Raw genomic sequence first — 25,399 nt, forward strand, 5'->3', positions numbered from 1 at the left:
TAATGATAGAGGTCTTTTATAAGAGAATCAATAAATTATTAAGACTTAGTCGCCAGCAACACTTAAAGAAGCAAATCTAATCTTAGGTGAGAAGAAGGTTGCGCTAGTATTACTGTGAACAAGTCTTCCAATATTGGAGATTTCTTTTATTACGGTATAGAAGTTACCGGAAACTGTTACACCTTTTATAGGTCTTACTCTCTCTCCATTTTCTACGAGGTAACCACTGGCAGCAAATGAGAAATCTCCACTGATAGCATCAGATCCAGAGTACATTCCTTGCTCGGCAATGATTTCAAAGTACGTTCCTTTGTTAAAGCTGCTATCATCTGCTTCTACGGGAGAAATCACTTTATTTGTTCCACCAACTCCAAGTGAAGATTTTGGTGATCTTGTCGCATTGAAAGTATTTTCTTGTCCTAGCTTCTTAGAGGTGTATGAGTTCTGATAGAATCCTGTAAGGACACCATCTTTTATTAGAGGTGTCTCACTCATCATATTTCCTTCTCCGTCAAACATTGAATATGCAAAACCTTTCTCCAAGAGAGGAGCATCTGTCATTGTTAGACTTGGGCTTGCGACAATAGAGCTAAGCTTATTCTTCCATGGGTTCATATCATTAATAGCAGCTTTTGCTGAAAAGAGGCTTGCAAAGACGTTGAAGAATTGAGCGAGTTTATCAGTAGAGAAGACGATATCATAGTGTCCAGTTTTAACAGGAGCTCCATTGATAAGCCCAAGAGCATGTTCGTAAGAGACATCGATACAATCACTTGGGTTGAGCTCTTGAAACTTTCTAGTGAGTGATTGGTGAACGTGCATGCTTTGCTTACCATCTTTCTCAAGTAGGGCCGCTGTGTAACATGCATAGGCCTTGCTCTTTTCAATGCACTTTGTTCCAAGGTGATTTAAGTAGAGGCTCTGATCAATATACTCTCCAACACCATTATAAGGAGGAGTTTTTAAACAAGTATCCTTGGCCATTAGATCTTTTTCAATCATTAGTGCCATTTCAATTAGCTTCTCAGGTTGAGTTCTCTCAGTGTCATATTTAAAACTCTTAGTACCATCTATAAGTTCAGATCTTTGTACATCAATTTTCTCTAACTCTTCTTCTTTGGAGTATTTTGCGTTTTCAAGGGCCTGCTTCACTAGGGTAGCGATCGTGTCGTCATCAGTGGCTTCACAGTAAGAACTACCAATCTTGTTGTCTTTAATTACTCTTAGTCCTAAGACCTGAGTTCCAGAAACTTCATAAGATGATATTTCTCCTTGCTCAGATTTCACTGTAATACTCTCTCCCGAGTCTACAACGATATCTGCTTGGTCAGCTCCATTTTTTAAGGCAACATCAATTATTTTTTCTAAAGTTTGCATTTCCATTAGGCTTTTCCTCCTACAAGTATTTCATCAACTTTAAGAGCAGCTTGCCCAACAGAAGTTGGAATCGCTCCCGACACTGAACCACACATTCCTGCGGCCAACTCTAGATTATTTCCAACCATACTTATCTTTCTTAGAACCTCTGGCCCTGTCCCTATCAGAGTAGCACCTTTTAGTGGACGATCAATTTTACCATTTTTAATTAGGTAGCTTTCTTGTGCAGAGAAGTTAAATTCTCCCGTACCTGGTTTGACAGAACCTCCTCCCATTTTCTTACAGTAGATTCCGTTATCAATTGTTGCAAGAATATCATCTAGAGAGTGCTCTCCTGCCTCAATGTAGGTATTTCTCATTCTAGAAGCTGGTGCATATTTATAACTCTGTCTTCTTCCGGAACCAGTTCTTTCAAAACCAGTTTTCATTGAACCTACTTTATCAACTAGAAAGCTTGTGAGTTTTCCATCTTTTATAAGTTGAGTTTTCTGAGTCGGCATCCCTTCGTCATCAATATTAATAGAACCCCAAAGGTTTTCCATTGTTCCATCATCGACAGCACTAACAGCAGAGTGGGCGATATCTTCTTGCATTTTATCCCAAAATACAGAAGCTTTCTTTTGTACAGATGTTGTCTCTAATAAGTGACCGCAAGCTTCGTGAAAGATAACTCCTCCAAAACCATTGTCGATGACGACAGGCATTTTTCCTGCGGGGCAATCTCCTGCCGTAAGCTTTATAAGAGCTTGTTTAGAAACAACTTCTCCAAGTTCAGTAGGATTAATAGTATCTACCATCTCCCAACCTGAAAGAGCTCCAGGCGCTTCGTAGCCAGTGCTCTGCTCATTACCATCTGTGGCGACAGCGTTGGCCATGAGGCGCGTATAATTTCTTGTATCAGTTATATGAAGCCCTTCAGAGTTAAAAATCTCAATGTCCTGAAGTCTTTGTAAAACTCCACAAGTTACCTGAGATATTTTGTCGGAATCTTTCCTTGCGGCGGCATCAATTCTTAGGAGATATTGAATCTTTTGATCCATAGAGATATCGTCCTGAGCGAGACCGTGTAAGACTTTATGGTGGTCAACATTCTTCATGAAGCTTAGGGCCGCACTCGTTGCTACGGGATCTCTCTTATCTTGAGCGGCAAGGGCCCTTGTAATTCTTAGAAGTTCGTCTTTGTCAGTTCTATTTGTGTAACCGTAGAGAACCTTTGTTCCGTAGATTAATCTGATTCCTATTCCGAAATCGATTCCAGATTTTATTTCATGCACTTTAGAACTTAGAACACTGATATTAGTAGAGTTATGCTTTTCAACAAATACCTCGGCAAAATCAGCACCGAGAGATATTCCGTAAGCAATGACATCATTAGCAATTTGTGGATTTAACATTTCATCTCCTTTAAAACGCAGTGTTATTGTACCGTTTAAAGTGATAATTTGTTAGTCATAATGTGTTAGATTTTTAGTTACGCGGCTTTACTGCGTCTGTCGGAAGATCTTCTTGTGGTGACTCGTTCCATATTTTCGAGTAGATCAGGATGTTTTTTGATAATTTCTGTAAAATCTTCTTTATTTAGAATGTAGAGATCACAGTAATTCTGTGCTCGAACGTCAGCATTTCTAGTTGTTTCTCTAAGAAGAGCGGCTTCTCCAAAAATTTGTCCCTCGTGAAGAGTCGCCACAACTGTTCCATCATTGAAAATGACATCAACTGTACCGTGACCAATCATGAACATTTCTTTTCCTAATTCTCCAATTCTAATTATATTTTGTCCTGGAGAGTAAGACTTTTGCTCTAAAGCACTGGCAACATCTTTTAGACAAGCATGAGAACAATTTTTAAAAACAGGAACAGTTCTAATCAGTCTCATATTCATGTATGTTTGAAGCTCATGTTGTAGAGCTAGCGGAAGATCGGCGATAATAGTCGTATCATTTTCTGTAAGGCGTTTATTTAGAAGGTGATTATAATAACCAAAAACTTGTCCCTGAAGTCTCTCTGGGATGTTGTAGTACTTCATAAAGGTGGCCACATCTCCAAGTCTTTCTTTGGACTTCTCTTTATATCTATCGGCAGTAGTAAAGAGGCGAGTGACATTTGCAATTACAAAACCGTAAACACCAACACCAAGAATCATTATCGGCATTGTATAAAGTCTACCGAGAGTTGTCGTTGGAGTAATGTCCCCGTAACCAATTGTCGTTAGAGTTGTAACGGCCCAGTAGAGTGATTTAATATAGTGAGTAGTAACGTCTTTTAGTTGTTCTGGATGAATCATTGACCAACCGCAAGCGATCCAGTGAATAACCATTATCGATACACAAGAAAGTATTGAGACTCTTAAAAACTTTGGAACTAAAGCAAGGTTGCTCATGAGAGCATAGAGTCTAGCAACTCTTACAAGTCTTAGCAGTCTTAATAGTCCAAAGAATTGATAGCCGTGTAAATCGAAACTATAGGTTAGAACGTCGTATGGAATAGAGGCCATAATATCAATCGCAATCATTGACCACCATACAGTGCCACTACTCTTAACAGCTTTACTTGCTCTTTGAGTCTTAAAATATCTTTCTCTAATTTGATAAATTACATCGGTAATAAAAATGAGGGATATAATCGAATCTGACCACAATTGCCAAGTTTGAATATTTGTCCTGTAGGTAAAACTAAAAGGGGCTTCAAGGGCCGTTAAGAAAACAGCGACAAAGATTAATCCATTCCAGATTAATTCATTTGAAGTCAATTTAGATTTATGCAAGTGGATCATTCTCTTCTTATAATTAGAGGTTATTCTACTTAAGCTTCATCGGCAAAATCTTCGTTTTCTTTAGCGTTTTCTTCTTTACTCAGCTCAATTGTCAAGTTATCGCAAACTCGTACACGGGTATCTTGACAACTGTCAAATAAACCTCAAAATGTAGGTACAAAACTTTAAGAGAGGAATTCATGTTAAGAGTCGGTCTATTTATTATCACTAACTTATTAGTCATTTTCATGGTTAATATAATTCTTAGTGTTTTCAACGTTCAACCATACTTACAGGGCTCGGGACTCAACTATCAGTCTCTACTTATTTTCTGTCTGATTTGGGGTTCTGTAGGCTCATTTATCTCATTAATGATCTCAAAGTTCATGGCAAAGATGTCTATGGGCGTAAAAATAGTTGAGGAAAATGGTCCACACGCAGAACTCGTAAGAACTGTTCATAGACTTGCAAAGAAAGCGAATATATCAAAAATGCCTGAAGTGGGTATCTACGATAGTCCTGAAGTAAATGCCTTTGCGACGGGGCCTAGTCGCAATAATGCCCTTGTCGCTGTTTCTACAGGACTTCTACGTCAATTAAACCAAGATGAGCTTGAAGGTGTATTAGGTCATGAGATCGCTCACGTGGCCAATGGTGATATGATTACAATGTCCCTTGTTCAGGGTGTTGTGAACGCCTTTGTTATGTTCTTTTCTCGTATTGTGGCCTTTGCAATTGATAATGCCATGAGAGACGAAGAAGGTCGCGGAGGGCTTGGTTTCATTGCCAGAATTGCGGTGACAATTGTCTTAGATATTGTTTTTGGTATTGCAGCGGCTCCAATTGTTGCATGGTTCTCTAGATGGAGAGAGTTTAGAGCAGACGCCGGTGGCGCTCAGCTAGCTGGAAAGCAGAAAATGATTGCAGCTCTTCAGGCCCTACAGAGAACTATTGAAATGGCGGATACAGAAGAGAGTGATAAGGCCTTTGCTAGTATGAAAATTTCTAGTAAGACTAATCTTGCTTTCCTCTTTAGATCTCACCCTCCATTAGAAGTGAGAATTAAAGCTCTCCAGCAAGGTAATTTCTAATTTATTCGGAGCTAGTTCTTTACTAGCTCCGCAATTCTCTTTTGAGAAATACTGGCCCAATTTTCCCTAAGTTCAATACCAGAAATAAATCGTCCAAGTTGAATTGTCGCAGCAGGAGTTGATCCACTTCCAGTGAATGGGTCCAGTATTCTATCCCCTGGTAGTGTAAAGTTTCTAATCAAGGGTTCAAGGCAAGAGTAGGGTTTATGGTTGGGGTGATTTTCCCACTTTGAGGCCTCACCTTCTTCGTCGTACTTCGTTATAATCGACCACTGAATTGGTAGGTCGCTTTGTTCTAATTTCTTTGGAGGAACTTTTGAAAATACGAGGGCCACCTCATAGAGGCGAACATTAGTCTCATTTCCACTATTAGTTTCCTTCGCTAATTTTCCCCATAAAAACTCCCCATAGAAATGATCAAAACCAAGCTTTAGAGCTGTATCTTTGATTGGCTTTATTCCGAGGTAATTTGTCCAGATGACAAGAATCCCATCATCACTAATATGCTTAACCGCTTCTCCCATCCATTTCTCTGTAAAGAATTTATAGGATTTAACATTCTCGTATCTGGTAACGGCTTCATGATTAATTTTAGCAGTCTTTGGATCTCTTAAGGCCCCAGTTTTCTTATTTCTTCTAACTAGTAAGCAGTATGGTGGGTCAGCGTAGAGCATTTTTGCTTTCTCGCCTTTCATTACTTTATCGTAATTACTCCCGATAGTGGAGTCACCATTGATATGCCTATGTTGTTCTATTTCTAAAAAATTTGTCATAGAGATTCTTATAGCAAAGTTTTAAATATGCTGTCACAGAGTTTGGAATTAATACTTATCTGAAAAGGTGTGTTTACTTAACTATTTGTAAGTAGGTAATATTTGTTTATGTTTAGCGATATTGCATTTAATGCTAGAATTATATTCTATGAATTATTTAATTATTCTTTCGATATTGTTAATAAACTTCTCTGCAAGTGCTACCGTGATCAACTTTGGCTACGGTGTTCACAATTCTTCTCCCTATATTTTAACTGATAAAGAAAGTAATGCGACTGGAGGCCTACTCTACGAGCTTGCAGAATTTGTCGGTAAGGAGATGGGAGTAGGTTTTAAAATGATTAATACCCCGCGAACGAGATTAGAAGATCTGGTAAGAAGTGGCACTATTGATATTTATTGTAATTCAAATAGGAATTGGATAGATGGCGCAGAAGACTTTTATTGGTATAGTGGAATTTTTGTTGATGAAAACCTTCTCTATACTTTTTCTGAAGATTTGAGGAAAATCAAAGACCTTCAAGATATCAAAGTAAAAGTAGGGACGATTAATGGTTTCTCTTATCATCCTAGAATTGAAAAATTACTAAAAAGGGTCGGGAGAAATGAACTTAAGAGTCATGAGAAGCTTCTTCGTTTCTTAGAGCTTGATCGAGGCGAAATAATCTATGGTTCAAAGAAGATCATAGAAAGTCAGTACATAGGAAAAACTCGAAAAATCTATCCTGTCACTGATTTTAGAGACAGGCTTAAATACGATTGTATAATTTCAAAGAAAATTAAATTCAATAAAGACAAACTCTTTAAGGCGCTTGAAAAATATAAGCTCAGAAAGTAGAAAGGGTTTCTCTATACTCTCTAATGAGCGTGTCGACGAGGTCACTAACGCTAGGAATATCTTTAATTAGAGCGCTTACTTGTCCTATTTCTAATTCTCCTTCATTCATATCACCATCTAACATGCCAAGCTTTGCTCTTCCCTTACCAAGCAATTTAACTAGAGCTTCTTTTCCGGCGCACTTTCTTTCAAGCTCTAAAACACTTTGATAGAAAGAATTTTTTAAAAGTCTTACAGGAACAACTTCTTTCATAGATAGGGAAGTGTCACCAGACTTGGCCGCGATGATTGCATTTTTAAAATTTAAATGTGCAGAAGATTCTTGTGTACAAGCAAATCTCGAGCCGATCTGAACGCCGTCAGCCCCTAGGGCCATTGCCGCTAAGATAGACTGTCCGCTTGCTATGCCTCCTGCTGCTATGACAGGAATAGTGACAGCTTGAACAACTTGAGGAATAAGGCTCATCGTTGTTATTTCGTCTCTGCCATTGTGTCCTCCGGCCTCAAAACCTTCCGCTACAATAGCATCCACTCCGGCCTGCTCGCACTTTATGGCGAGTTCTGGAGAGCTTGTAACGTGAACAACGGTGCATCCTTTTTCTTTTAAGAGTTGAGTATATTTCTTTGGGCTTCCGGCACTTGTGAAAAATATTCTTATTCCATTTTCTAGAGAGGTATTAATATGCTCTTCTGCGTATTTATAAAGAAGAGGAATATTTACAGCAAGAGGCTTATCAGTAAGTGATTTAGCTTTTTTTAAATGTTCTCTTAATAAGTCAGGGCGCATGCTCCCAGCTCCAATAATTCCAAGACAACCAGCGTTCGCGGCAGCGGCCGCAAGCTTTGCTCCTGAGACCCAGACCATTCCAGCTTGAATAATTGGAAATTGGATATTGAAGAGATCCGTTACAATTTTATTTTTAAAGGGAGAGTTGCTCATTTCTTCTCGACTTTACTTCTCAGTGTTTTTTCAAGGGCCTTAATAATCTTGACCATTTCAGGACTGGAGTATGTCTTGTAGAGTTCATCAACAATAGGGTGAGGCTTTCCTCCTCGCTCTTTAAAGTCCAGTAGCTCTCGAACAAATTCACAGGCAATAATGAAAATCTTAGATTCCTGAGGAAGTTTGTTCATACTATTAGTAGAAAAGCCTTTTCCATTAGTTGTACCGTGGTGGTTTTTGATAATTGTATCAACATCAATTGGAGCTTCAGGATGCTTTCTAATCAGTAAGGCACCGTCAAGAGCGTGATTAAAAACTAGGTCCCAATCCTCTTCATTTAGGGAGCTAGACTCTAGTTCTTCAAAGGTTGAAATCTTTGCTAAGTCCTCATTGTCTACAAAGGAAATGTCTTTAAAGAAACTAGCGTAGGCAAGTCTTTGAGTAATAAGCTCTTGGTCTATACCTAAATTCTTTGCTATTTCATTGGCCACAATCGAAGTCATATGACCGTGTTGATATAGGTAGCCACTCTTTGAGTTGATAACTTTATGAAGCACTTGATTTACTTCTGGGGAATCTTTTGAAGCGGAGACCATGCTCTTAACAATACTATCTGTAAGCTGAATAGTGGCACTATTAAAGCCAAGTTTCTTAATTTCTTGTAGAGCAATTTCATAACTCTGGGCGATGACTTCGATCTTCTTGTCCAAACTTTTGAAGTTATTTTCATCTAGTTTTTGAGAGAGATGATCGGAGACAAAGTTTGTAAAATTATTTTGAAACTCCTTGGGAATATAGAAGAAGCTTAGACCTTGCTCAATATATTTTTCAACGAGAGACTTTGAATAATGATCGCCGGCGTGAATTCTCTTGATAAATTGATATTCAGTAGCAGTCTTCTTTATTCTAATGAATACATCACAGCAAGAAGAGTCCAGAGGAAGAAAATAGCGAACTTCAACAGGAATAAACTCTGGAAGAACTCTCTTTTCTAAAGACTCTATGCTCACGCCAAGAACTTGCGCGGAAGTACTAATAATTGTCTCCCAATCTTTCTCTTCTTTTATAACGATGAGTTTCTCCTCATCTACGTGATCAAAGGGACCATTCACGATCATTGAAACTTCTGAATCACTCTCTTTTAAGTAGTTGAGTAGAATGCTCGCCGTGTTCTCGTCGCCAACTCTGTCTTGCGTAATAATTAAATCTACATTAGGGAGTATGTTTAGCAGATCAATCGCCTCAGCAGCAGTTGATCTTGGGATAACTTCACTTCCTACATAAGTTTTAAGATTGATTGCAAGAAGATCTCTTAAATTTTCATTTTCTTCAATGAGAATTACTTGAGACACATTATCTCCTAGTTAGGTATATATATCTAATATTTTACAAGTGATTAAAAATTATTGCTACAGAAAAGCACTACTTTTCCAATAACTTATCATCGAGGGACTTTTCAGGGGAGTTTCTTATATTTGTGAGGAATTCAGAATTCATTTCACAGTTTAATCTTGCCAGAGTAGTTGATCGTTTCTCTCCATAACCATCACGTTTAAAAACTCTCCAACCTGCACTTAAGAGTCCTTTTCTGACTGGCATCGCTGCTGAATAAGTGCTCAGTATACAATCGTCCTCTGAATGAAGTTTTAAGTCTTCAAACCACTGTGTAGTCCAAAGAGTAGGGTTCTTCTTAGGGGAGAAAGCGTCTTGGTAGATAGCGTTGAATTTTCCAAAGAGGTTACTCTCTCTGAAAGAGGGCAAGGTCTTTCTAATATCTCCAATTATAATTGTAAGCTTAAAATTTCCTACTTCCGCTCGATAGAGAGTTAAATTTTCAGAGGTAGTTTTCTTTAAGCTCTGAAGCAATAGGTGTGTGCTCTTTTCAATTGTCCAGACAACTAGTCCTTCATCTAGCTCACAGCTTATAAAGTGAGTTTTACCTGTAAGGTGAGTGACCTGATCAAAAGTTCTCATTGCCCCAATTCCTAGGCCATAACCTACTTCAAAGATAGTTGTTAAATCATTGGAGCTTACTTTCTGGACGATTTCACAACCTTCTATATAATTAAAGTCTGTCTCAGCAACAGCTCCAGAGGTGGAATGGCAATTTTCATTGAAGAACTCACTGTGGAGGGTAATGGTATTATCTTGAGTGAGTACACTTGAATACTTGCCTAGTGAACCAGTGAATGTGTCGTTTTTTCCAGTACTTATATTTCTAACCTCTGCTAAACTCTATTTTTTATAAATTCTGTAAACTCTGAGAGTTTTTATCCGATAAGATAGTGATGATTTATTTTAAGAGATCTACTATCTTTACTTTTCTTCTTCTTTTGCTAACAGCGAGCTGTGGGCAGAATCATAGTGGAAAATCTAGAAGTTTGGCCAGTATCGGGGAAGAATTTAGCTCAGATATTAAATCCCTTGATATAAACTCTCAAGCTATCGCTCTTAGGATCTGTAACGCTCTTCGTTCAAAGCGTAGCTATTGGCATACAGCTCCAGTAATTGGAAGGAAGGCTACATTTCAGGTCAATAACTTGGGATGTAATGGAGATTCTATGGATTTGGATATCGAAACGAAAATCTCCTCGACCCTTATGTCTAATCCAATAGTTTTTGATTCACTAGAGACAGCTTTTTATTTCAAAGATGTAATAACGGAAGCTCATGGACCTCTCTCTTCTGTTTGTCCCTCTATTTTTACGGGAGATACCCCTTTGGAATTTTACAGCAAAGGCTCTGATAGGATTTATACTCATTTTTCAAAAGTAGATACCAACGTTGATAGACTGACGCTGAAATTTGCAGAAATCAACTCAAATGACCAACAGCAAGTTAGCGGCTACAAAGTTTATAGAGCCGTGAGTTATGATATTGTGACATCTACAAAAGATAGTACCTTATTAGGGACTGCGAAAGAAATTAATCAGAAAGAGGGTTGTGAAAACAAATCAGAATATATTTTTACTCAAAAGCTCATCTCAATTCTTTAATATCCTTACATTACCTTTACGTTAACAAATTTTCTTGTAATAGTTCTACTATAACGGGAGAGAGTTTATGAAAAACGTAGTATTGATTTTCTTATTTTTATTTTCAGTAACAATTCAAGCAAATTCTAGAGGACAGTTGATTACTAATATCGCAAGGCTTTCTGAGAGAGTAGGAGTTATTGTAGGTGATTCTGAAGTTTCAAACGAAGAGTTAAGGCTTGTGCAAGAAGATCTAAAGAACATCGTGGATAGACTCAGAAATAGAGGAGGCACTACTAGTTGTCTTGAGTTCACTTTAGATATTTATGAGAGAACATATGCAGGTTCCACTGCTCTTAAAAAGGCCCAAGAAGCTTGTAAGAGAATTACTGATACAAGCCTTGTTAAATTTGTCTTTGAGATTTACTTAGAATCATATACTGAGAGATTTGCTTTAGATAAAGCGATTGATTCAACTGAGGGAAATAACTATAGAGGTAAGAGCGAAGAGCTGGAGTTTATTTTTACGGTTTATAAAGAAAATTATACTTCAAGATTTGCTATTGATAAGTCTCTTGAAAAGATTGTACTCCTACCAAGGAACTCAATGGATTGTTTAGAGATTTCTTATAGAAGTCTTTCTAGATCGTATACATCAAAGCATGCAATGGATAAGGCGATAGACTCTTGTTCAAATCCTATTCGGTAATAAGAAAAGGGGAGAGAGTTTCTCCCCTAATTTTCTTCTATCTAATTGACCAATCAGTGTAAATTCCTTCAAGCCTTGGCAGAATAAGTTTCTGGTATCTAAAGAATAAATCCTTTCTTTCCTCATCAATATTTGCGTGCTCACAGAGAACTCTTGCGGTTTCCATGTAACTTAGAGCTTGGCAGAGAGTTTCAGCATGCTCCATAAGCTCTGAAACATTTTCGTCACTGGCCCAAGCCTTTGGATTAAAGAGTTCACCTATTTCAGGTCTTAGGCATTTCATAAGTAGCTTCACCATATTCTTCTTAAATTTATAGTGTGATGAGCTAAATGACTTTTCCCAAGAGTTGGAACCATTTAAAAGTTCTTTACTAGGATGTTTAAAGAGGACGTTACTAAAGAATCTCTTTGGATCTTTCATGGCGTACTTCATAATATCTTTTAGGGCCATGAGGGCCTGAATTTGAGAAGTTCCTTCGTAGAGAAGAGGTCCAAAACTATCTCTATGAAATCTTTCCACTGGATACTCTTCCATAAATCCATATCCGCCAAGAATTTGAATAGATCTCTGAGTAAGAAGAGTTGCTTGTTCACAGGCGTAGTACTTAACTAGTGGAGTTCTCTTTCTGGTCCATAGGGAAGCTTCTTTAAAGAGAACTTCCTCTTCTTTTGTTAGATCTCCGGTCTTTGTTTTTTTTAGATCTAATCTCTGGAAAATATCATAGTGAGAGATTGTATCAACAAGGAGAGCTCGTATGGCATCTCTCTCTGTAGTAAAGTCTTCTAGATTTCTCTTCATAAGAGGAAGTTCTGTAAGAGGCTTTCCAAATTGCTCTCTCTCTTTTGCGTAATTTATGGCGTAGCCAAGAGAGCCTTCAATCGTTCCAAGGGCCTGCATTCCTACGGCAATTCTCGCTTCATTCATAAGATGAAGCATATACTTAAAGCCTTTGCCTGCTTCTCCAACAAGAGTAGCTACCGAGTTTTCATAGACCACTTCTGTTGTAAATGATCCATGCATTCCCATCTTGTCTTCATTCTTGGCCACAATATAATTTAACTTCTCTTGCCCCTCTAAAACTTGTTCACAGAGGAACATGGAAATTCCCTCAAGTCCTTCCTTGTCGTCTTTAATTCTTGCTAGGACAAATCCAAGACCACCGCCACCATTAGTAATAAATATCTTTGCTCCATTTAAGAGGTATTTTCCATCGTCTGTTGGAGTTGCAGAAGTCTTGATCATTCCTAAGTCGGAGCCACAACCAGGCTCAGTTAGGCACATTGAACCTGAAATCTCACCTCTTGCAATCATAGGAACGAGTCTGTGGGCGGTTTCTTCGTCACAGAATCTATGAATCATCTCGCCAATGGAAGTGAAGAAGGCCATTTGAGTTGAACTTGCAAGACAGGCCCTAGAGAGTTGAGCGAGTAACATTAACGTGATGGCCGAAGGAGCGCCTAGTCCTCCTAGTTCCGTAGGAAATGGAAGTCCGATTGAATCGAGTTCAATGGCCTCGTTGTAGAGTGCTTGTAGGGATTCACTAGGAATCGTTCTACCGTCAACAACTTTCCCTGCGCCTTCTTTATCGAGAAGAGCGGCACGTTCTGTGACAGCGTTACCTGTCCATTCTCCTGTGTTCTGTAAAATTTCTTCGAAAAAATCAACGACTTCTTTTTTTGAATTGAAACCTTCTTCTGTAGGAAAACTTTTGTAGTACAGAGGAATAATTTTGTCCCAATCAATCCCGTTACGAAAGAGCCATTGCCAGTCTTTTTCATCACTATAGTAATTCATTCTAAATCCTTTTATTACGGGGGCTAAAAGAAAATATTACTCCAAATTATTGGAGTTTCCAAGTAGGGTAGTTAAACATTTGTTGAATGATTTTAATTTAGTGGATTAACTTACTCGTTGGAATCAACATCGTAATTAAGTATTTCGGTATTAATCTTATCAACCCCAAGAGTTGCACCCTCAGATTGTGACTTATCTTTCTTCTGGTTAAGATCTATATTATTCTCTTCGAGTGCTGCAGTAAGACCTTTTTCTTGGTTAATATAGCCTTGAGCAAAGTCGGACTCACTACTTTCGATATTCTTTTCACTAAAGGCACTATTGGCAATTTCTCTTTGAATAGAGGCCGTATTCATAACACCTTCTGCATCATTATTTCCATCAGGCTTTACTTCCAGAAAACCAGAGACGACGTTATTAAAGTGGATTAACTGTGCATATTGCTCTGTTTTTGAAGAGAGCTCCTGGTGAATGATGATGAGCTTGTCCATATCTTTACTGCCTACTGTAGTATCGATAACTCCCTCTTTAGAAGAAGATTTACTCTCCATTCTTGCATTCATTGCTTTGATGAGTTCTAGTTTTTCATTCTCGTATCTTGCAATAATCTGTGCTTTCAATGCTTTTATATCTGTATTGGCTTCAATGGTTTGACCAATCTCTTCGTCTTTATAACCTTGATCTTTTAAGAATCCTTCAAGTCCTTTAGTGTCTTCAGACGTCGCATCAATTTCCTTTACCTTTTCTGCAAGACCTCTAAGTCTTAGGGCGTACTCCGTTTTAATCGTTTCAACTTCTTCAGTATTAGTATTTAAATACTTCTTACAACTCTCTGCTGCATCAGGGGCCAGTGAATAGTCGCCTGTTTCAGGATCTTTCATTATACAGGACTCTAGTTCTGCAATATCGCTATTTACACCTTCAGAGAACTTGGCTTCATTGATAAATTCATTTGATGTGACTGCTGTAATCTCATCAACTTTGTCTCCAATACTTACACTCTTAATTAAGTTTTCATTTGGATTAAGTTTTTCGCCCGTAGCGACAACTTGCATTCCTCCGGTCTTGGATAACTCATTATATCCTTTGGAGATTATTTCAACTGCTTTTAGGTTTTGTTTTGCTACCTTTAAATAATTTGTAAGTTCACAGGCTCGGGTCTTAGTGTACTTGAAGTCATCCTGAAGAGCTTTGCAAGCTTCCTTTTTCTTTGTATCAGTTTGAGTACAGCTCTCTTGAACCCCTAGAGAGTCCTTCGCTGTTGTAGATTGTTTATTGCCGTTATCATCCGTCCATGTTTTCTTTCCACCATGGCAAACATATTGAGCGTTCACAAAGCAGAGCTGCCAATTATTAGATTGTTCAATCACTCCAACAACATTTTTGGACTTTTCTTGACCTTGTTCCTGGTATTTGATTTCGACTTGTTGTTGCGAGAGCATTTTGACATTTTCCTTCCTTGTATCATTTCTCTTTGAAAGCTTACTGGAAAGAAGAGGGAAGCTCCCTCCGTCTCCTTTTTTCATCTCTGCTTCAATACAGAAAGAACTAATGGCCGTAAGAACATTATTTGTTAATTGATTTTGATAGATAGTATTAAATTTTGAATGGTCAACAATCTGATAAGTCCCATCGGCATTCTTTCCATCTGGGGCATCGCCAAAAATTTTCTCTTTCATATTCTTGTAATAATATTCTTCAAGTTTCTTTTGAGACTCAGAAACTTTCTTTGCTAAAGGAAGAACATTTACCGATTCATACTTCTTAGCTTTACCTTGATCCACTTCATTGAGTTTAGAAGAAATTTTATCTCTAATTGAGTCTTTAGTGGAAACTCCCTCGATGCCATCGCTTGGACGACCATTCCAAAGACACTCTGAAAGTTCAAAGGTTTGTCCTTCAGATTTTAATTGGCTACATTGATCGTATATGGCCTTCACTTCAGGTATTTCTAAGAGCTTTGCAAGTTGATCGCTTTGATCATTTGATTTTTCGTAATTTTGATACTCAGGAGCTTTCTGTTCAATAGGCTGCGCTTCATTAGCGGCAGAATGAACTAGGGGAGTCAGAGTTAATATGAAGGTTAGAAATAACTTATTCATATTAATATTATCGCCTATTTAGGTCTTAAACTTGAGTCTTTTAGATGGAAAAAGAAAAGGGGTCATATTATCAATAGATTAGACCCCTTAAGTGTTATTTATTGACGAGATAAAGTGCCAATAATTAGTACCAAACCTTACAAGATGTGCGAACTCCTGCCTCTCCCCAGCGAGCACCAAGTGAATCATTTGGATGAGAAGAAAGGTTACCATTTCTAATTCTTCTCCACAGCTCTGCTAAATTATAAGTGGCAAGGCCTTCGACTCTTATAGGGCAATACTCTAGGACTAGCTCTTCGTCTAAGTAAGTTGATTTAACAATACTCTCAACAATTAAGGCCAATTGATTATCAGAAACTTGGCTGCCTATTTTCTGCCAATTATAAGCGAGGGACTCGTAAGCGCCTTTAAGCGCCTTATCTCTAGCAGGAGTAGAGTAGATATCGTAATCCGTGTAATCCATGCAGCGACCATTTCTAGAATTATTATAAGCAACGCCTTGGTTTACATTACCAATTCTTTGAGATGCTTCTTGGCAAATATTCTTTAAGACTCTAGCGATCAATTTATTTGGAGTTTCGTTCTCCGTCTTTAAGAGGCTCTTTACATAAGTAAAGAATTCATTCTGTCCAAGCTTCTTTGCTAATGAAAATTGCTCTTCACTATAACTAAGAAATTCAGGGAGTGCAGAGTTTTGAGTTCCAAGATACTCTGGTGACTTAAATCTCCTAAATCCCCAAACCGTTTGTGGAAGATTTACTAATTCCTTACCCTCTCTATAGTTCATAGGGAGATTTTCTTTCTTTATTGCTTGTGTCGAGTAGATTAAATCAAAACTTCCCGTCGTTTGAATATTTTTAATTGTGTAAGCATGACGAATAACTTTTCCAAATCGACCTTTGATTTTATAAGTAAAAAGAGTTGAAGGACGAATACTAGCTAGTTTAACAGGATATGTGTCTAGTCTAGAAAGGTTTTCTGTTCCAACACTTTCCCCTAAGTTGTTAAGAAAGGCGACGACCCTCTTGTGTGGATTACTAATTCTATCAAAGGCCGTTACTGAGTTAGATAGATAATTATTTGATCTTCCTCCTGATGGATTGCTGATAGCAAAGGGAAGAGAGTTTTCAAAACTAAAGATTGCTCTAAGCGCGTAAGCTGCATCTGCACAATCAGCGCGAAGTCCATAGTATTTTGAAGCGGGATCCACGAAGAGTTTTGCGTGAACTTCTTTTGATGTCATCCATTTTGAATACATTTCTTCGTAGTTATTATCCCAAGCATTATCTGCATGCCAGACAGCACCTAGAGTAGAAAAAGAAAGTAGTAAGGCCAAAAGTATTTTATGTGTGTGCATTTAAACTCCCGCGTGATGAGAGGGAAATCTAGATAAAGTTTCTTGTTACGTCATTGCGCGAAGCCGTAGAAACTAAACTAACTATCTGTCTTTACATAGAAAAAATGAGAAATAGTTAATTATTTTGATCGGGATTGCCGTAAAGAAGAGTGGAGAGAGATGTGAGAATAATAAAATTCATAATTCTTCTAGCACTAAGCTTAAACTTAAGTGCTGCAGAATCTGACTATTCTATTTGCGAAGACCAGGCCATTGAGTTCTTTCAAGATGCTATCGCTAAGGATCAATCCAATATTCTTGGTAAGCAGTATCAGCTCACAATGCTAAAACTTGCGAGAGCGAGCATCGCTGATGCTAGGCCTTCACTTGAAGACGAAATTAAGAAGCTCAGTAAGTCATTTGATCCAAATGATCCAAAATTAAAATATATTGATCAAATGTACAAGGATTACGGTTATGAGAAAGATTTAGAGTCGGTTATTGATTCTATGCGCTCAGCAAATTACTGGAAGAGATCAACTCGGTTTTATAATGAAGATGTAAGTGCATTTATTTTACTAGCAAAAGACATTGAGCCAGAGCTAGGTTTAAATGAAAGAGATGCGGCCATTACTTGGTTCATGAGTTATGTAAGTGATAAGGCCTCGGATCAATTTGGAGAAACTAGCGCAAGTGCAAATTTAACAAATATCTCCTCTAGGCTGGCAAACTTCACTGGAGCCTATGCAGGTAAGAGGTCTCTTACTGATAGTGAGATAAAAAAGAAAATTGATGAGCTAAAAAAAGACATTGATAGAACAATGCTTGATCTTCATAGAGAGTTAGTGATTGAATTGGGGTCAGAATGTTTTGAAGGCGGACTCTTTGGTGGAGCCTGCGCTTATACAAATGATTTAAGCCAAGTTTTATTTTCTCAAGCAGTGATGGATTTAACTGGAGAGTTAAAGAAAAGTAAAATAAACTCTCTGGAAGATTCTATTTATTCTGAGAAGGGAAAATTTCAATTTAGTTTATTAAAACTACCTTCAGCTAGTGAATATAGAAAAGAAATTCCACTTAGCTTAATCCCCCCTAAATTAGATTATAAGTCAGTTGCGGATATTCGTATCCATGATAGCTATTGGATTAATAGAGAAGATATTGAAAAATTAGAAGATCGTCTCAACATCTTATCTGATAAAGAAAAGATCAAAGCTTTTCATGAACATGCTGATAGTGAAAATTATCTTATTATGAATAAAGAAACTATGACTCTTGAATACTTTGATAAGAGTGGACGGCTCATTAAGAAAGTTAGACTAAATCTCGAAGGAAAGCTTGGAGATGAAGGTCAATTAGGTGGTGCCGGAAATTACTTTGTTCATAGTTATAAGAATGGGGTTCTCTATTTACAAGATGACCGCGGAAATATTAGACCTTACGAGGGAGTAGATCTTCCAGGACTTAAGGTCAGCACAAACTTCTACATTCTTTCGGAGTCTAAAGATCATCACTTTAAAATTAAAGGTGGAAAAATTCATTTTACAACAAAGGGTAAGAAAAGTGATTACTTGCCGTTTAATTTCTCTAAGAGAGATACAAGTGTAACTAGTATTAAATCAGTCATTAAGAAGAAAGATTATCAAACTAAGACCGCCATTGAATTTATGGGAGAGATTGATAAGAGAAAAGGCGAAATTACAAAGCTCTATGGCCTAACAGATCATGAGTACAACGAATTATCCAAGCTTGCTTTTGGAATACTAGGTAACGAATCTCAGTTTGGGAAATCAAAGAAGTATCATATTAAAGAGGCCCTTCCATGGTTAGTAGCTATTGCAAAAGGTAATGGAACAAACACTTCTAGCAATTCTCGAGGTCCAACACAAATAAAAACAGTGCCTAAGAAAATCGCGAAGAAATACGGAACGACAAAAGATAATCTAGAACAACCTAAGATGGCCGCAGTTGCCACAATGGGATTTCTTGCTGAGGCCTTAGCTGAATTGAAAGCAAAGGAAAAGTTTCACCCTGGAATAAATGAAGAGAATAGATTCAATTATATTCACTATATTTACATGGGGAAATCGAGTGAGATCACGAAGGCGACAGCAACACCTATGCGAAATATTTATTTTAAACAGATCTTAAATTTCAATAAAGGTCTAGAAGTGTATGAGAAAGTAGACTAGAAATGAGGGGAGATTGCTCTCCCCATAGAAGAATTACTTCTTAATAAATCTATCAATAGAAAAATCACCTGAACCTGTACAGATTAAAGTGGCATAGACTCCCATATACATGAAGGCCAGCTCTTTACTATTAAATGGATCACTTCCATGGACTATAAAGAAGGCGACTGCCATAGTGATTAAAAGAGGGATTGAGACCCATCTAGTAAGAAGACCTATGACTAAGGCAATTGAGCAAAAGACTTCGCTAAAGACTGCTAGCGATAAACTTACCTGTGAGCCAAGTCCGATGACATCAGGAAATTTTGTAGACATTGCGCTAAAATTTGATAATTTTGGCCATCCGTGACTAATTAACATAGTAAGTCCTGCAAATAGTCTAAGTATTAATAATCCTAAATTTAGTTTCATAGTAAGCCCTTTATTTTTGATTTAAATGATTATATTTAATATGGTAATAGAAAATAAAACATTTACAAGTAGTAACTAAATCATGAGCTCGAGATTTTCAAATAGAGACAAGAGGTGTGCAAATTGCAGGATTTCTCCTCCTCTTTGCTTTTGTAATATATTAATAAAGAGAGACCATGAGACTCCAGTAAGAATTGTCATGCACAAAGCTGAGATGACACTTACGACTAATACTGCGTACTTTGCTGAGAAGATGTTAAGTGATTGTGAAATTCTTGTTCGCGGCTTAATAGATAGACCGCTAGATATAGAGACTCATATAGAGGATTCTAATTACACACCTCTCTATCTTTTTCCGGATGAGGATTCAGTAGAGCTAACAAGTGATTTTATTAATTCTCTAGATAGACCTCCACTCTTAGTTGTTCCTGATGGGTCTTGGCAGCAGGCTAAGAAATTTAAGCGAAGAGAGAGCGCCCTTTCCAAGATGCAATCAGTGAAACTTCCTACTAATATAACTTCTAATTATCGTCTAAGGACGTCTCCGGCTCCCGGGGCAGTATGCACTTATGAGGCCATAGCCATTGCTCTTGGAATTTGCGAAGGAAGAGAATTGGAAAGAGATTTATTAGAGGTTTTTCAAGTCATCACAGATCGGATGTATCATTCTAGAAAGGGAATTGTCACTCTTGCTCAATTGGAAAATATTCTAAAAAAGAAGTAGACCAAGCTCTTTGGCCCACTTCTTTTATCGCTTAATTATGATCAATATAAGCTGTTACTAGCATTGCTACAAATACTGCAAAGCTAAAAAATAAAATACAGTAAAGACCAAAGTTCGATCCTTCAGTTTCAGTAACAACTTTCTTTTCTTCGTTTTCCATAAGTACTCCTACTTAATTAATTAAATGTTGAATGCTTTTAATTTAACTAAGTGGAGTAGGTGGGCTTCTAGCGAGTTTCGTACTTGGGTTAATTTTATAAAGATGAGAATTAAAATTAGAAAAAGTGAAGGACTTCTGCTTAAGCCTTATATTGAATTTCGTACTTAGATTAATATACTTTAATGAATAATCACTAGCAGGCTTGATTGGTTTATTAGTAGAAAGCGGAGAGCTAATCTCAACTTGTTCTAGATAAATAATATTTTTAGATCCGTGATCTTGCCCAATTTCAGCAATTGAAAATAAGGAGAATAGGGTGAATTGGAGGATAAATAACCACTTCATCTGAATATTATAGTCCAGTTTTCTAAAAAGGGTGCTTATTTTTAGTTAAAGAGAGAGAAGTCTTCATATCTTCTATTAGTTAGCCGATAAGTTTATGAAAAAATAATTAAGTAGGTCTAATGAAAAAAGTCTTTTATCTCACTCTTTCGCTTCTAATCGTCTCAGGGTGTACAGCTCTAACTTCTAGCCAGAGAGAGCTGGCTTCCGTACACGATACTAGAAATTGTCGAGATACAATTAATAATTTCATGAGTGCCAATCCAACTAAGAGCGGACCTATAATTACAGGGGCAAGCTCGCTTGGTAATAAGATTCCAAATTTTGAAAATTTTAGAAGTGACATGCTTTTAAAGAGACCTTCCATTGATAATTTTGTGAAAAGGTTCTCGGTCGAACACCCTGATAGAAAGCCTACTAATCTAGAAGTCTTAAATTTCTTTGAGAGGGCCTCGGAAGATTTAGCAGGCCATATTAGAAGTGCTAAAGGAATAGACGAGAGATTAGACTTCTACCTTGAATTAAGTGCCGCGGAAATTGAGCTCGCTCCAAGTAAACTTCAAAAAGTTGCAGCCTATAAATCTAATGCAGAGTTTACGGCGCTCATGAAGCAAACCTACGATGCTAGAACGGAAGACTCTGCACAGATTTTCAACTCTCTTGGTTGGACAAATTATAAGGGGCACCTTGGAGAGCTCGATGTTCTTTTAAGACTTGAAAATCTACAGGCGCAAGGAGTTTATCTCGCGAGGCGTGAGCTTCTTGATCCTAAGGCCCAGGCCATTAACGATCTCTTCTCTAGTAAATTAGAAGAGAAAATTGCTGAGGTCACACTTCAAAACATTGAAAGCTATAAAGAAAAGTATCCTCATATTTTCAAGGTCAGTGAGAATATGAGCAACGAAGAAATTTTAAAGAGAGGGAAGGTCTTCTTGGAGACGAAGGAATTTGATCTCGTTATAAAGAAGAATAATAAGTACTCTCTAGTTGAAGTAAAGAATTATAAGAATCCAATAGGAATGAGAGACGCTTCAGAAGGAAATGGGCATAAGAAAACTATTCTTGACCAGCAATTGGAGACTATCGAGATTCTTCACTTTCTAGGCGTTGAAAATGAGTTCTTTCCTACGGTTGCATTTCTTCGAGGAGTCACTCCAGAGGCTCGCGCGGTTTTTGAAAGTAAGGGAATTTCTGTTTTAGCGGAAGTTATAGACTAGCAGACGATAGACCATCGCCTGCTAGAAATTTAATTACTTTGAAAGAAGAGCGCTTAAATACGCAGCATAACTCCACGTAAGATCTCTCGCTCCTTGCATATAACCATTATCTCTATTCATCTGCTCAGCAATACTTCCACTTCTACTTGAGTGATAATTCACTCTCTTATAGAAACCGTCAATCTGAGAATCCAGGGCCTTTATGAGGTTTTTTCCTGCAGTTGATTTTAGAGAAATTTTCTTTAACTTAGAAATACTTTTCTCACCAAGTAATTCTGCAAAGAAAGCTTTATTAGTCTCGTTAATATTTAAAGACTTCTGCTGAGTGAAAGATCTCTTTACCTTCTGATAGTACTCAGCATAAGCAAGAGTCGCTAGAAACCAAGGGTTTCCAAGAGAATCTGTTCTTAGCCCGTCGTAAGTATCTTCAGGGTATCTTCCAATCGCCACACCAAGGTTTGAGTTGTGATTAATTTTATAAATTTCTTTAAATGAATTCTTTAAGTGAGTACTTGTTGCAAGAACTCTATCACTTGTCACACTGTAGAAGTCATCATTTCCTGCTGAGTGAAGAACACCAAGGATTGTGGCGATATCAAGTCCACTTCTGTGGTGATAGATATTTCTTGAGTGAACAATATAATTCTTTGAATTATCCCAGTGAGCGTTAATTGAACCTTCTATTAATTTAGCCTGCTCTTTATACCACTTCGCTGCCAGAGGATCACCAAGTCTAATCGCAAGATCAGCGCCCATGAGAAGTGATCTCCTCTGAGCTAGAGAAGTTGAGAAGTGTTGCCCTTGAACTTCTTCCCAGTAATCAAATGAAGCTTCTCTCCAATGATGAGAAACATATTCTAAGTCTGTTTTAATTACAGATTGATCACTAAAGTCTGCACTATAAAGAAGTTCTCGAACAAGGGACTCTTCACCATTTGCCAATAGATCATTAGCAAAGTTTATGAGAGTAATTGCCCTGAGCGCCGGCCCATCGTTTTGTGGTCTTCCCCACGGCTCAAAGTATCCACTTCCATCAACGTAGTACTTTGGCTCTCCGAGACCCGATAGAGTGTGAGTTTGTTGATTGTCTTTAGAGAAAATAGCAAAATCAAGCATCATCTCTTTTAGATTATTCTTTTGAATTGGGTCGAGTTCTCTTAAGTAGAGATCATTTACAACATTCATCACGAGCGCCGCATCTCTAATCCAGTGATAGAAGTAGTTTGGATTTTCTTTAGAGGGAGAAGCTACAACAGCACCTCTAGTTGTTCCGTCTGGAGAAATGTTGGCAAAGAGTCTCTTAGTCAAAGAGTCAACGTTCCCAGCATAAGTAAAACTAAGTTGTAAGACTGCGATCAATAAAACAAGAATTCTCATTTAGGTTTCCTTTTAATAGAAGAAAATAATAATTGATTTTTATTTGCATTCAGAGTATCAATTTCTTTCACGTTTTGGCCATCAAACTCCATTATTTTTCACAATTTGTGATTTGGAAAAAGGAAGTATATGATTTCACATTTTTTTGGGACACTGCAAAAGATTGGTAAAGCACTTATGTTGCCAGTGTCAGTTCTTCCTGTAGCAGGTCTCTTGCTGGGGATAGGAAGTTCGGGACTTTCTTGGCTACCTAGTGAAGTCTCAATGGTTATGGCCCAGGCCGGTGGAGCAATTTTTGGAAATCTTCCACTCATCTTCGCTCTTGGCGTGGTCATAGGTCTTACGGACAATGATGGTGTTGCTTGTATTGCGGCCACCGTTGGTTTTGTTGTCCTGCTGGGAACAATGGGTGTCATCGCTGAGATAAACGGCGTACCAACCAAAGAAATTATGGGGATAAAGTCCATCGAGACAGGAGTCTTTGGTGGGATCATAAGTGGTTTTGTTGCGGCGGTGATGTTTAAGCGGTTTTATAGAATTAAACTTCCAGACTATTTAGGTTTCTTTAGTGGAAAGAGATTTGTTCCAATTGTTACGGCGTTCGCTATGATTGCAGTGGCGCTAATTCTAAGTGTCATCTGGCCTCCAATTCAAGGAGTAATTAAATATACATCACACTACGCAGTTAATGAAAATCCAAACGCGATGGTCTTTCTCTATGGTTTGGTAGAGAGAATGCTAATTCCTTTTGGGCTTCACCATATCTGGAACGTTCCATTCTTCTTTGAAGCTGGAGAATTTACCAATGCAGTTGGAAAAGTTTTTAACGGTGATGTTAATAGATTCTTTGCAGGCGACCCTACTGCCGGTTTCCTTGGTGGTGGTTACCTCTTTAAGATGTTTGGCCTACCTGCCGCTGCAATTGCCATGTGGCATACAGCAAAACTTGAGAATAAGAAGCTCGTTGGAAGTCTTATGATTTCTGCGGCCTTCACTTCTTTTCTAACAGGGATTACCGAGCCTATTGAATTTGCCTTTCTCTTTGTGGCGCCTCTTCTTTATGGGCTTCACGCTCTTATGGCGGGAACATGTTTTCTCGTGATGAATATGATGGGAGCAAAGCTTGGCTTTACTTTCTCTCATGGACTTATTGACTATGTTCTCTACTATCACATGGATACAAAGCCGTGGCTTGTTCTTATCCTAGGGCCAATTACTGCTCTAATTTATTACACAGTTTTTAGAGTGGTGATTCAAAAACTTAATATTCTCACTCCAGGAAGAGAAGATAAATCTACAGAAGAAAGTGAAGTTCTTAACGCTACAGATAGGGCAGCGAAGATAATCGAAGGCTTTGGTGGGGTCGCAAATATTCAAACTCTCGACGCTTGTATTACGAGGCTTAGAGTAAAAGTAAGTGATATAAGTAAGGTGAATAAAGAAAAACTCGTAGATCTTGGTGCAACTGGAGTAATCTTCATAGGCGAGAATGTACAAGCAATTTTTGGAACACAATCAGATATAATAAAATCCGAAATGGAACAAGTTATCAAGACACCCAACACACAACCAACAAGCTCCTTCATTTCTCCAATTGCAGGAGAAGTAAAGGAGCTATGTGATGTTCCAGACAAAGTTTTTAGCGAAGGCTTAATGGGGAAGGGATTTGCGATTAATCCAAAGAGCGGAAGAATCATCGCTCCATTTGATGGAGAAGTAGTCACTCTCTTTAAAACCAATCACGCTATAGGTCTGAAAGACGGTGAAGGTAGAGAAGTTCTTATTCACTTTGGAATTGATACTGTGAAATTAAAAGGTGAGGGATTCACTTCTAAAGTACAGAAAGGTGATCGATTCAAAAGCGGCGATCTCTTATTAGAAGTTGACCTCAACTTTGTAAGGGAGAACTCTCCTTCTATTATGACTCCAATTATTTTTACAAATAGAGTTGAAGATCTTAAGATTAATACTCTAGGTTCAGTTGTCGAAGGACAATCTAATATAATAGATTTCTAAAAGAGGAATTAAGATGATTAACAAAGATATTACAGTAAAAAAAGAACATGGATTACACGCAAGACCTGCTGCTGAATTTGTAAAATTAGCAAGTACTTTTGAAAGTGAAATCACTCTAAAATATAATGACGAAGAAGTCGATGCCAAATCAATTATGAGCATTATGTCTCTTGGAGTAAGTACTGGGGAAACTCTAAATATTTCAATTGAAGGGACAGACCAAGACGCTGCCCTAGCGTCGATCACAAACTTTCTTACAGAAGTTTAAG

23 protein-coding genes are annotated in these 25,399 nt (G+C 37.8%); 9 read left to right on the forward strand and 14 right to left on the reverse strand.

The features are described 5' to 3' along the window. Positions 1-45 precede the first annotated feature (45 nt). The 3 genes from CES88_RS02960 to CES88_RS02970 form a co-directional block, all read right to left on the reverse strand. The gene (locus CES88_RS02960) at positions 46-1,383 is read right to left on the reverse strand and encodes a TldD/PmbA family protein (RefSeq protein WP_290730724.1); all 1,338 of its coding nucleotides are present in this window, start codon (positions 1,381-1,383) and stop codon (positions 46-48) included. Next, entirely contained in the window at positions 1,383-2,771 is a 1,389-nt protein-coding gene (locus CES88_RS02965) for a TldD/PmbA family protein (protein ID WP_290730727.1), read from the reverse strand. The genes CES88_RS02960 and CES88_RS02965 overlap by 1 nt, the downstream gene beginning before the upstream one ends. Positions 2,772-2,848: 77 nt before the next feature. Further along, positions 2,849-4,150, reverse strand: coding sequence for a cyclic nucleotide-gated ion channel (locus CES88_RS02970; RefSeq protein ID WP_290730730.1), 1,302 nt, complete (start codon positions 4,148-4,150; stop codon positions 2,849-2,851). A gap of 179 nt (positions 4,151-4,329) precedes the next feature. Between CES88_RS02970 and htpX the strand changes: the two genes are divergently transcribed. Beyond that, positions 4,330-5,220: a protease HtpX gene (gene htpX / locus CES88_RS02975; protein ID WP_290730731.1), complete on the forward strand. Its 891-nt coding sequence runs from the start codon at positions 4,330-4,332 to the stop codon at positions 5,218-5,220. Positions 5,221-5,231: 11 nt separating this feature from the next. Here htpX and CES88_RS02980 read toward each other — a convergent pair whose 3' ends face one another. Then, a complete protein-coding gene (locus CES88_RS02980) occupies positions 5,232-5,993 on the reverse strand; it encodes a site-specific DNA-methyltransferase (RefSeq protein WP_290730734.1) in 762 nt (253 codons plus the stop codon). A gap of 148 nt (positions 5,994-6,141) precedes the next feature. Between CES88_RS02980 and CES88_RS02985 the strand changes: the two genes are divergently transcribed. Next, positions 6,142-6,831, forward strand: a complete 690-nt coding sequence (locus CES88_RS02985; RefSeq protein WP_290730736.1) for a transporter substrate-binding domain-containing protein — start codon at positions 6,142-6,144, stop codon at positions 6,829-6,831. Here the strand turns inward: CES88_RS02985 and CES88_RS02990 are convergent. The 3 genes from CES88_RS02990 to CES88_RS03000 all read right to left on the reverse strand — a co-directional run bounded on the left by CES88_RS02990 (position 6,821) and on the right by CES88_RS03000 (position 9,748). After that, positions 6,821-7,771, reverse strand: coding sequence for a nitronate monooxygenase (locus CES88_RS02990; protein WP_290730739.1), 951 nt, complete (start codon positions 7,769-7,771; stop codon positions 6,821-6,823). The genes CES88_RS02985 and CES88_RS02990 overlap by 11 nt on opposite strands. Beyond that, entirely contained in the window at positions 7,768-9,126 is a 1,359-nt protein-coding gene (locus CES88_RS02995; protein ID WP_290730742.1) for a hypothetical protein, read from the reverse strand. Before CES88_RS02995 ends, CES88_RS02990 begins: the two co-directional genes overlap by 4 nt. A gap of 70 nt (positions 9,127-9,196) precedes the next feature. Continuing rightward, positions 9,197-9,748 carry an MnmC family methyltransferase gene (locus CES88_RS03000; RefSeq protein WP_290730744.1) on the reverse strand — a complete coding sequence of 184 codons (552 nt, stop codon included), beginning with the start codon at positions 9,746-9,748 and terminating at the stop codon, positions 9,197-9,199. A 314-nt stretch (positions 9,749-10,062) separates the two neighbouring features. Here CES88_RS03000 and CES88_RS03005 point away from each other — a divergent pair, with 314 nt between their 5' ends. Next, positions 10,063-10,770, forward strand: a complete 708-nt coding sequence (locus CES88_RS03005; protein ID WP_290730747.1) for a hypothetical protein — start codon at positions 10,063-10,065, stop codon at positions 10,768-10,770. A gap of 67 nt (positions 10,771-10,837) precedes the next feature. Beyond that, a complete protein-coding gene (locus CES88_RS03010; RefSeq protein ID WP_290730750.1) occupies positions 10,838-11,458 on the forward strand; it encodes a hypothetical protein in 621 nt (206 codons plus the stop codon). 37 nt (positions 11,459-11,495) lie between these two features. Here CES88_RS03010 and CES88_RS03015 read toward each other — a convergent pair whose 3' ends face one another. The 3 genes from CES88_RS03015 to CES88_RS03025 all read right to left on the reverse strand — a co-directional run bounded on the left by CES88_RS03015 (position 11,496) and on the right by CES88_RS03025 (position 16,712). Continuing rightward, positions 11,496-13,253 (reverse strand): acyl-CoA dehydrogenase family protein, encoded by a 1,758-nt coding sequence (locus CES88_RS03015; RefSeq protein WP_290730753.1) that lies wholly within the window; start codon positions 13,251-13,253, stop codon positions 11,496-11,498. Between the two features lie 110 nt (positions 13,254-13,363). After that, positions 13,364-15,355: a hypothetical protein gene (locus CES88_RS03020; protein ID WP_290730755.1), complete on the reverse strand. Its 1,992-nt coding sequence runs from the start codon at positions 15,353-15,355 to the stop codon at positions 13,364-13,366. 124 nt (positions 15,356-15,479) lie between these two features. Next, positions 15,480-16,712 carry a hypothetical protein gene (locus CES88_RS03025; RefSeq protein ID WP_290730758.1) on the reverse strand — a complete coding sequence of 411 codons (1,233 nt, stop codon included), beginning with the start codon at positions 16,710-16,712 and terminating at the stop codon, positions 15,480-15,482. 161 nt (positions 16,713-16,873) lie between these two features. Here CES88_RS03025 and CES88_RS03030 point away from each other — a divergent pair, with 161 nt between their 5' ends. After that, on the forward strand, positions 16,874-18,883 hold the full coding sequence (locus CES88_RS03030; RefSeq protein ID WP_290730761.1) for a hypothetical protein: 2,010 nt from the start codon (positions 16,874-16,876) through the stop codon (positions 18,881-18,883). Positions 18,884-18,916: 33 nt separating this feature from the next. On the opposite strand, the gene CES88_RS03035 is transcribed toward CES88_RS03030, so the two are convergent. Then, positions 18,917-19,294, reverse strand: coding sequence for a DoxX family protein (locus CES88_RS03035; RefSeq protein ID WP_290730764.1), 378 nt, complete (start codon positions 19,292-19,294; stop codon positions 18,917-18,919). A gap of 82 nt (positions 19,295-19,376) precedes the next feature. Between CES88_RS03035 and CES88_RS03040 the strand changes: the two genes are divergently transcribed. Then, positions 19,377-20,018, forward strand: a complete 642-nt coding sequence (locus CES88_RS03040) for a tRNA-uridine aminocarboxypropyltransferase (protein ID WP_290730767.1) — start codon at positions 19,377-19,379, stop codon at positions 20,016-20,018. 31 nt (positions 20,019-20,049) lie between these two features. Here the strand turns inward: CES88_RS03040 and CES88_RS03045 are convergent, their stop codons facing one another. Continuing rightward, positions 20,050-20,178, reverse strand: a complete 129-nt coding sequence (locus CES88_RS03045; RefSeq protein WP_290730770.1) for a hypothetical protein — start codon at positions 20,176-20,178, stop codon at positions 20,050-20,052. A 42-nt stretch (positions 20,179-20,220) separates the two neighbouring features. Next, positions 20,221-20,523: a hypothetical protein gene (locus tag CES88_RS03050; protein WP_290730773.1), complete on the reverse strand. Its 303-nt coding sequence runs from the start codon at positions 20,521-20,523 to the stop codon at positions 20,221-20,223. Positions 20,524-20,642: 119 nt separating this feature from the next. Here CES88_RS03050 and CES88_RS03055 point away from each other — a divergent pair, with 119 nt between their 5' ends. Continuing rightward, on the forward strand, positions 20,643-21,737 hold the full coding sequence (locus tag CES88_RS03055) for a hypothetical protein (RefSeq protein WP_290730776.1): 1,095 nt from the start codon (positions 20,643-20,645) through the stop codon (positions 21,735-21,737). A gap of 33 nt (positions 21,738-21,770) precedes the next feature. Here CES88_RS03055 and CES88_RS03060 read toward each other — a convergent pair whose 3' ends face one another. Further along, positions 21,771-23,114 carry a glycoside hydrolase family 15 protein gene (locus CES88_RS03060; protein ID WP_290730778.1) on the reverse strand — a complete coding sequence of 448 codons (1,344 nt, stop codon included), beginning with the start codon at positions 23,112-23,114 and terminating at the stop codon, positions 21,771-21,773. Positions 23,115-23,243: 129 nt separating this feature from the next. Here CES88_RS03060 and ptsG point away from each other — a divergent pair, with 129 nt between their 5' ends. Both ptsG and CES88_RS03070 read left to right on the forward strand, forming a co-directional pair. Beyond that, positions 23,244-25,130 carry a PTS glucose transporter subunit IIBC gene (gene ptsG / locus CES88_RS03065; protein WP_290730780.1) on the forward strand — a complete coding sequence of 629 codons (1,887 nt, stop codon included), beginning with the start codon at positions 23,244-23,246 and terminating at the stop codon, positions 25,128-25,130. A 13-nt stretch (positions 25,131-25,143) separates the two neighbouring features. Further along, a complete protein-coding gene (locus CES88_RS03070; protein ID WP_290730783.1) occupies positions 25,144-25,398 on the forward strand; it encodes an HPr family phosphocarrier protein in 255 nt (84 codons plus the stop codon). The last annotated feature ends 1 nt before the right edge of the window (position 25,399 follow it).

The organism is Halobacteriovorax sp. JY17 (assembly GCF_002753895.1).
In the GTDB taxonomy this organism is placed as follows: domain Bacteria; phylum Bdellovibrionota; class Bacteriovoracia; order Bacteriovoracales; family Bacteriovoracaceae; genus Halobacteriovorax.

Excerpts from the sequence above, each read along its gene's own strand:
- htpX (WP_290730731.1), top strand. The coding sequence starts at position 4,330 with ATGTTAAGAGTCGGTCTATTTATTATCACTAACTTATTAGTCATTTTC.
- CES88_RS03055 (WP_290730776.1), top strand. The coding sequence starts at position 20,643 with ATGAAAAAAGTCTTTTATCTCACTCTTTCGCTTCTAATCGTCTCAGGG.
- CES88_RS02960 (WP_290730724.1), bottom strand. The coding sequence starts at position 1,383 with ATGGAAATGCAAACTTTAGAAAAAATAATTGATGTTGCCTTAAAAAAT.
- CES88_RS03005 (WP_290730747.1), top strand. The coding sequence starts at position 10,063 with ATGATTTATTTTAAGAGATCTACTATCTTTACTTTTCTTCTTCTTTTG.
- CES88_RS03060 (WP_290730778.1), bottom strand. The coding sequence starts at position 23,114 with ATGAGAATTCTTGTTTTATTGATCGCAGTCTTACAACTTAGTTTTACT.
- CES88_RS02990 (WP_290730739.1), bottom strand. The coding sequence starts at position 7,771 with ATGAGCAACTCTCCCTTTAAAAATAAAATTGTAACGGATCTCTTCAAT.
- CES88_RS03035 (WP_290730764.1), bottom strand. The coding sequence starts at position 19,294 with ATGAAACTAAATTTAGGATTATTAATACTTAGACTATTTGCAGGACTT.
- CES88_RS03045 (WP_290730770.1), bottom strand. The coding sequence starts at position 20,178 with ATGGAAAACGAAGAAAAGAAAGTTGTTACTGAAACTGAAGGATCGAAC.
- CES88_RS03015 (WP_290730753.1), bottom strand. The coding sequence starts at position 13,253 with ATGAATTACTATAGTGATGAAAAAGACTGGCAATGGCTCTTTCGTAAC.
- CES88_RS03050 (WP_290730773.1), bottom strand. The coding sequence starts at position 20,523 with ATGAAGTGGTTATTTATCCTCCAATTCACCCTATTCTCCTTATTTTCA.
- CES88_RS02965 (WP_290730727.1), bottom strand. The coding sequence starts at position 2,771 with ATGTTAAATCCACAAATTGCTAATGATGTCATTGCTTACGGAATATCT.
- CES88_RS02985 (WP_290730736.1), top strand. The coding sequence starts at position 6,142 with ATGAATTATTTAATTATTCTTTCGATATTGTTAATAAACTTCTCTGCA.
- CES88_RS03025 (WP_290730758.1), bottom strand. The coding sequence starts at position 16,712 with ATGCACACACATAAAATACTTTTGGCCTTACTACTTTCTTTTTCTACT.
- CES88_RS03040 (WP_290730767.1), top strand. The coding sequence starts at position 19,377 with ATGAGCTCGAGATTTTCAAATAGAGACAAGAGGTGTGCAAATTGCAGG.
- CES88_RS02970 (WP_290730730.1), bottom strand. The coding sequence starts at position 4,150 with ATGATCCACTTGCATAAATCTAAATTGACTTCAAATGAATTAATCTGG.
- CES88_RS03020 (WP_290730755.1), bottom strand. The coding sequence starts at position 15,355 with ATGAATAAGTTATTTCTAACCTTCATATTAACTCTGACTCCCCTAGTT.
- CES88_RS03000 (WP_290730744.1), bottom strand. The coding sequence starts at position 9,748 with ATGAGAACTTTTGATCAGGTCACTCACCTTACAGGTAAAACTCACTTT.
- ptsG (WP_290730780.1), top strand. The coding sequence starts at position 23,244 with ATGATTTCACATTTTTTTGGGACACTGCAAAAGATTGGTAAAGCACTT.
- CES88_RS03070 (WP_290730783.1), top strand. The coding sequence starts at position 25,144 with ATGATTAACAAAGATATTACAGTAAAAAAAGAACATGGATTACACGCA.
- CES88_RS03010 (WP_290730750.1), top strand. The coding sequence starts at position 10,838 with ATGAAAAACGTAGTATTGATTTTCTTATTTTTATTTTCAGTAACAATT.
- CES88_RS02980 (WP_290730734.1), bottom strand. The coding sequence starts at position 5,993 with ATGACAAATTTTTTAGAAATAGAACAACATAGGCATATCAATGGTGAC.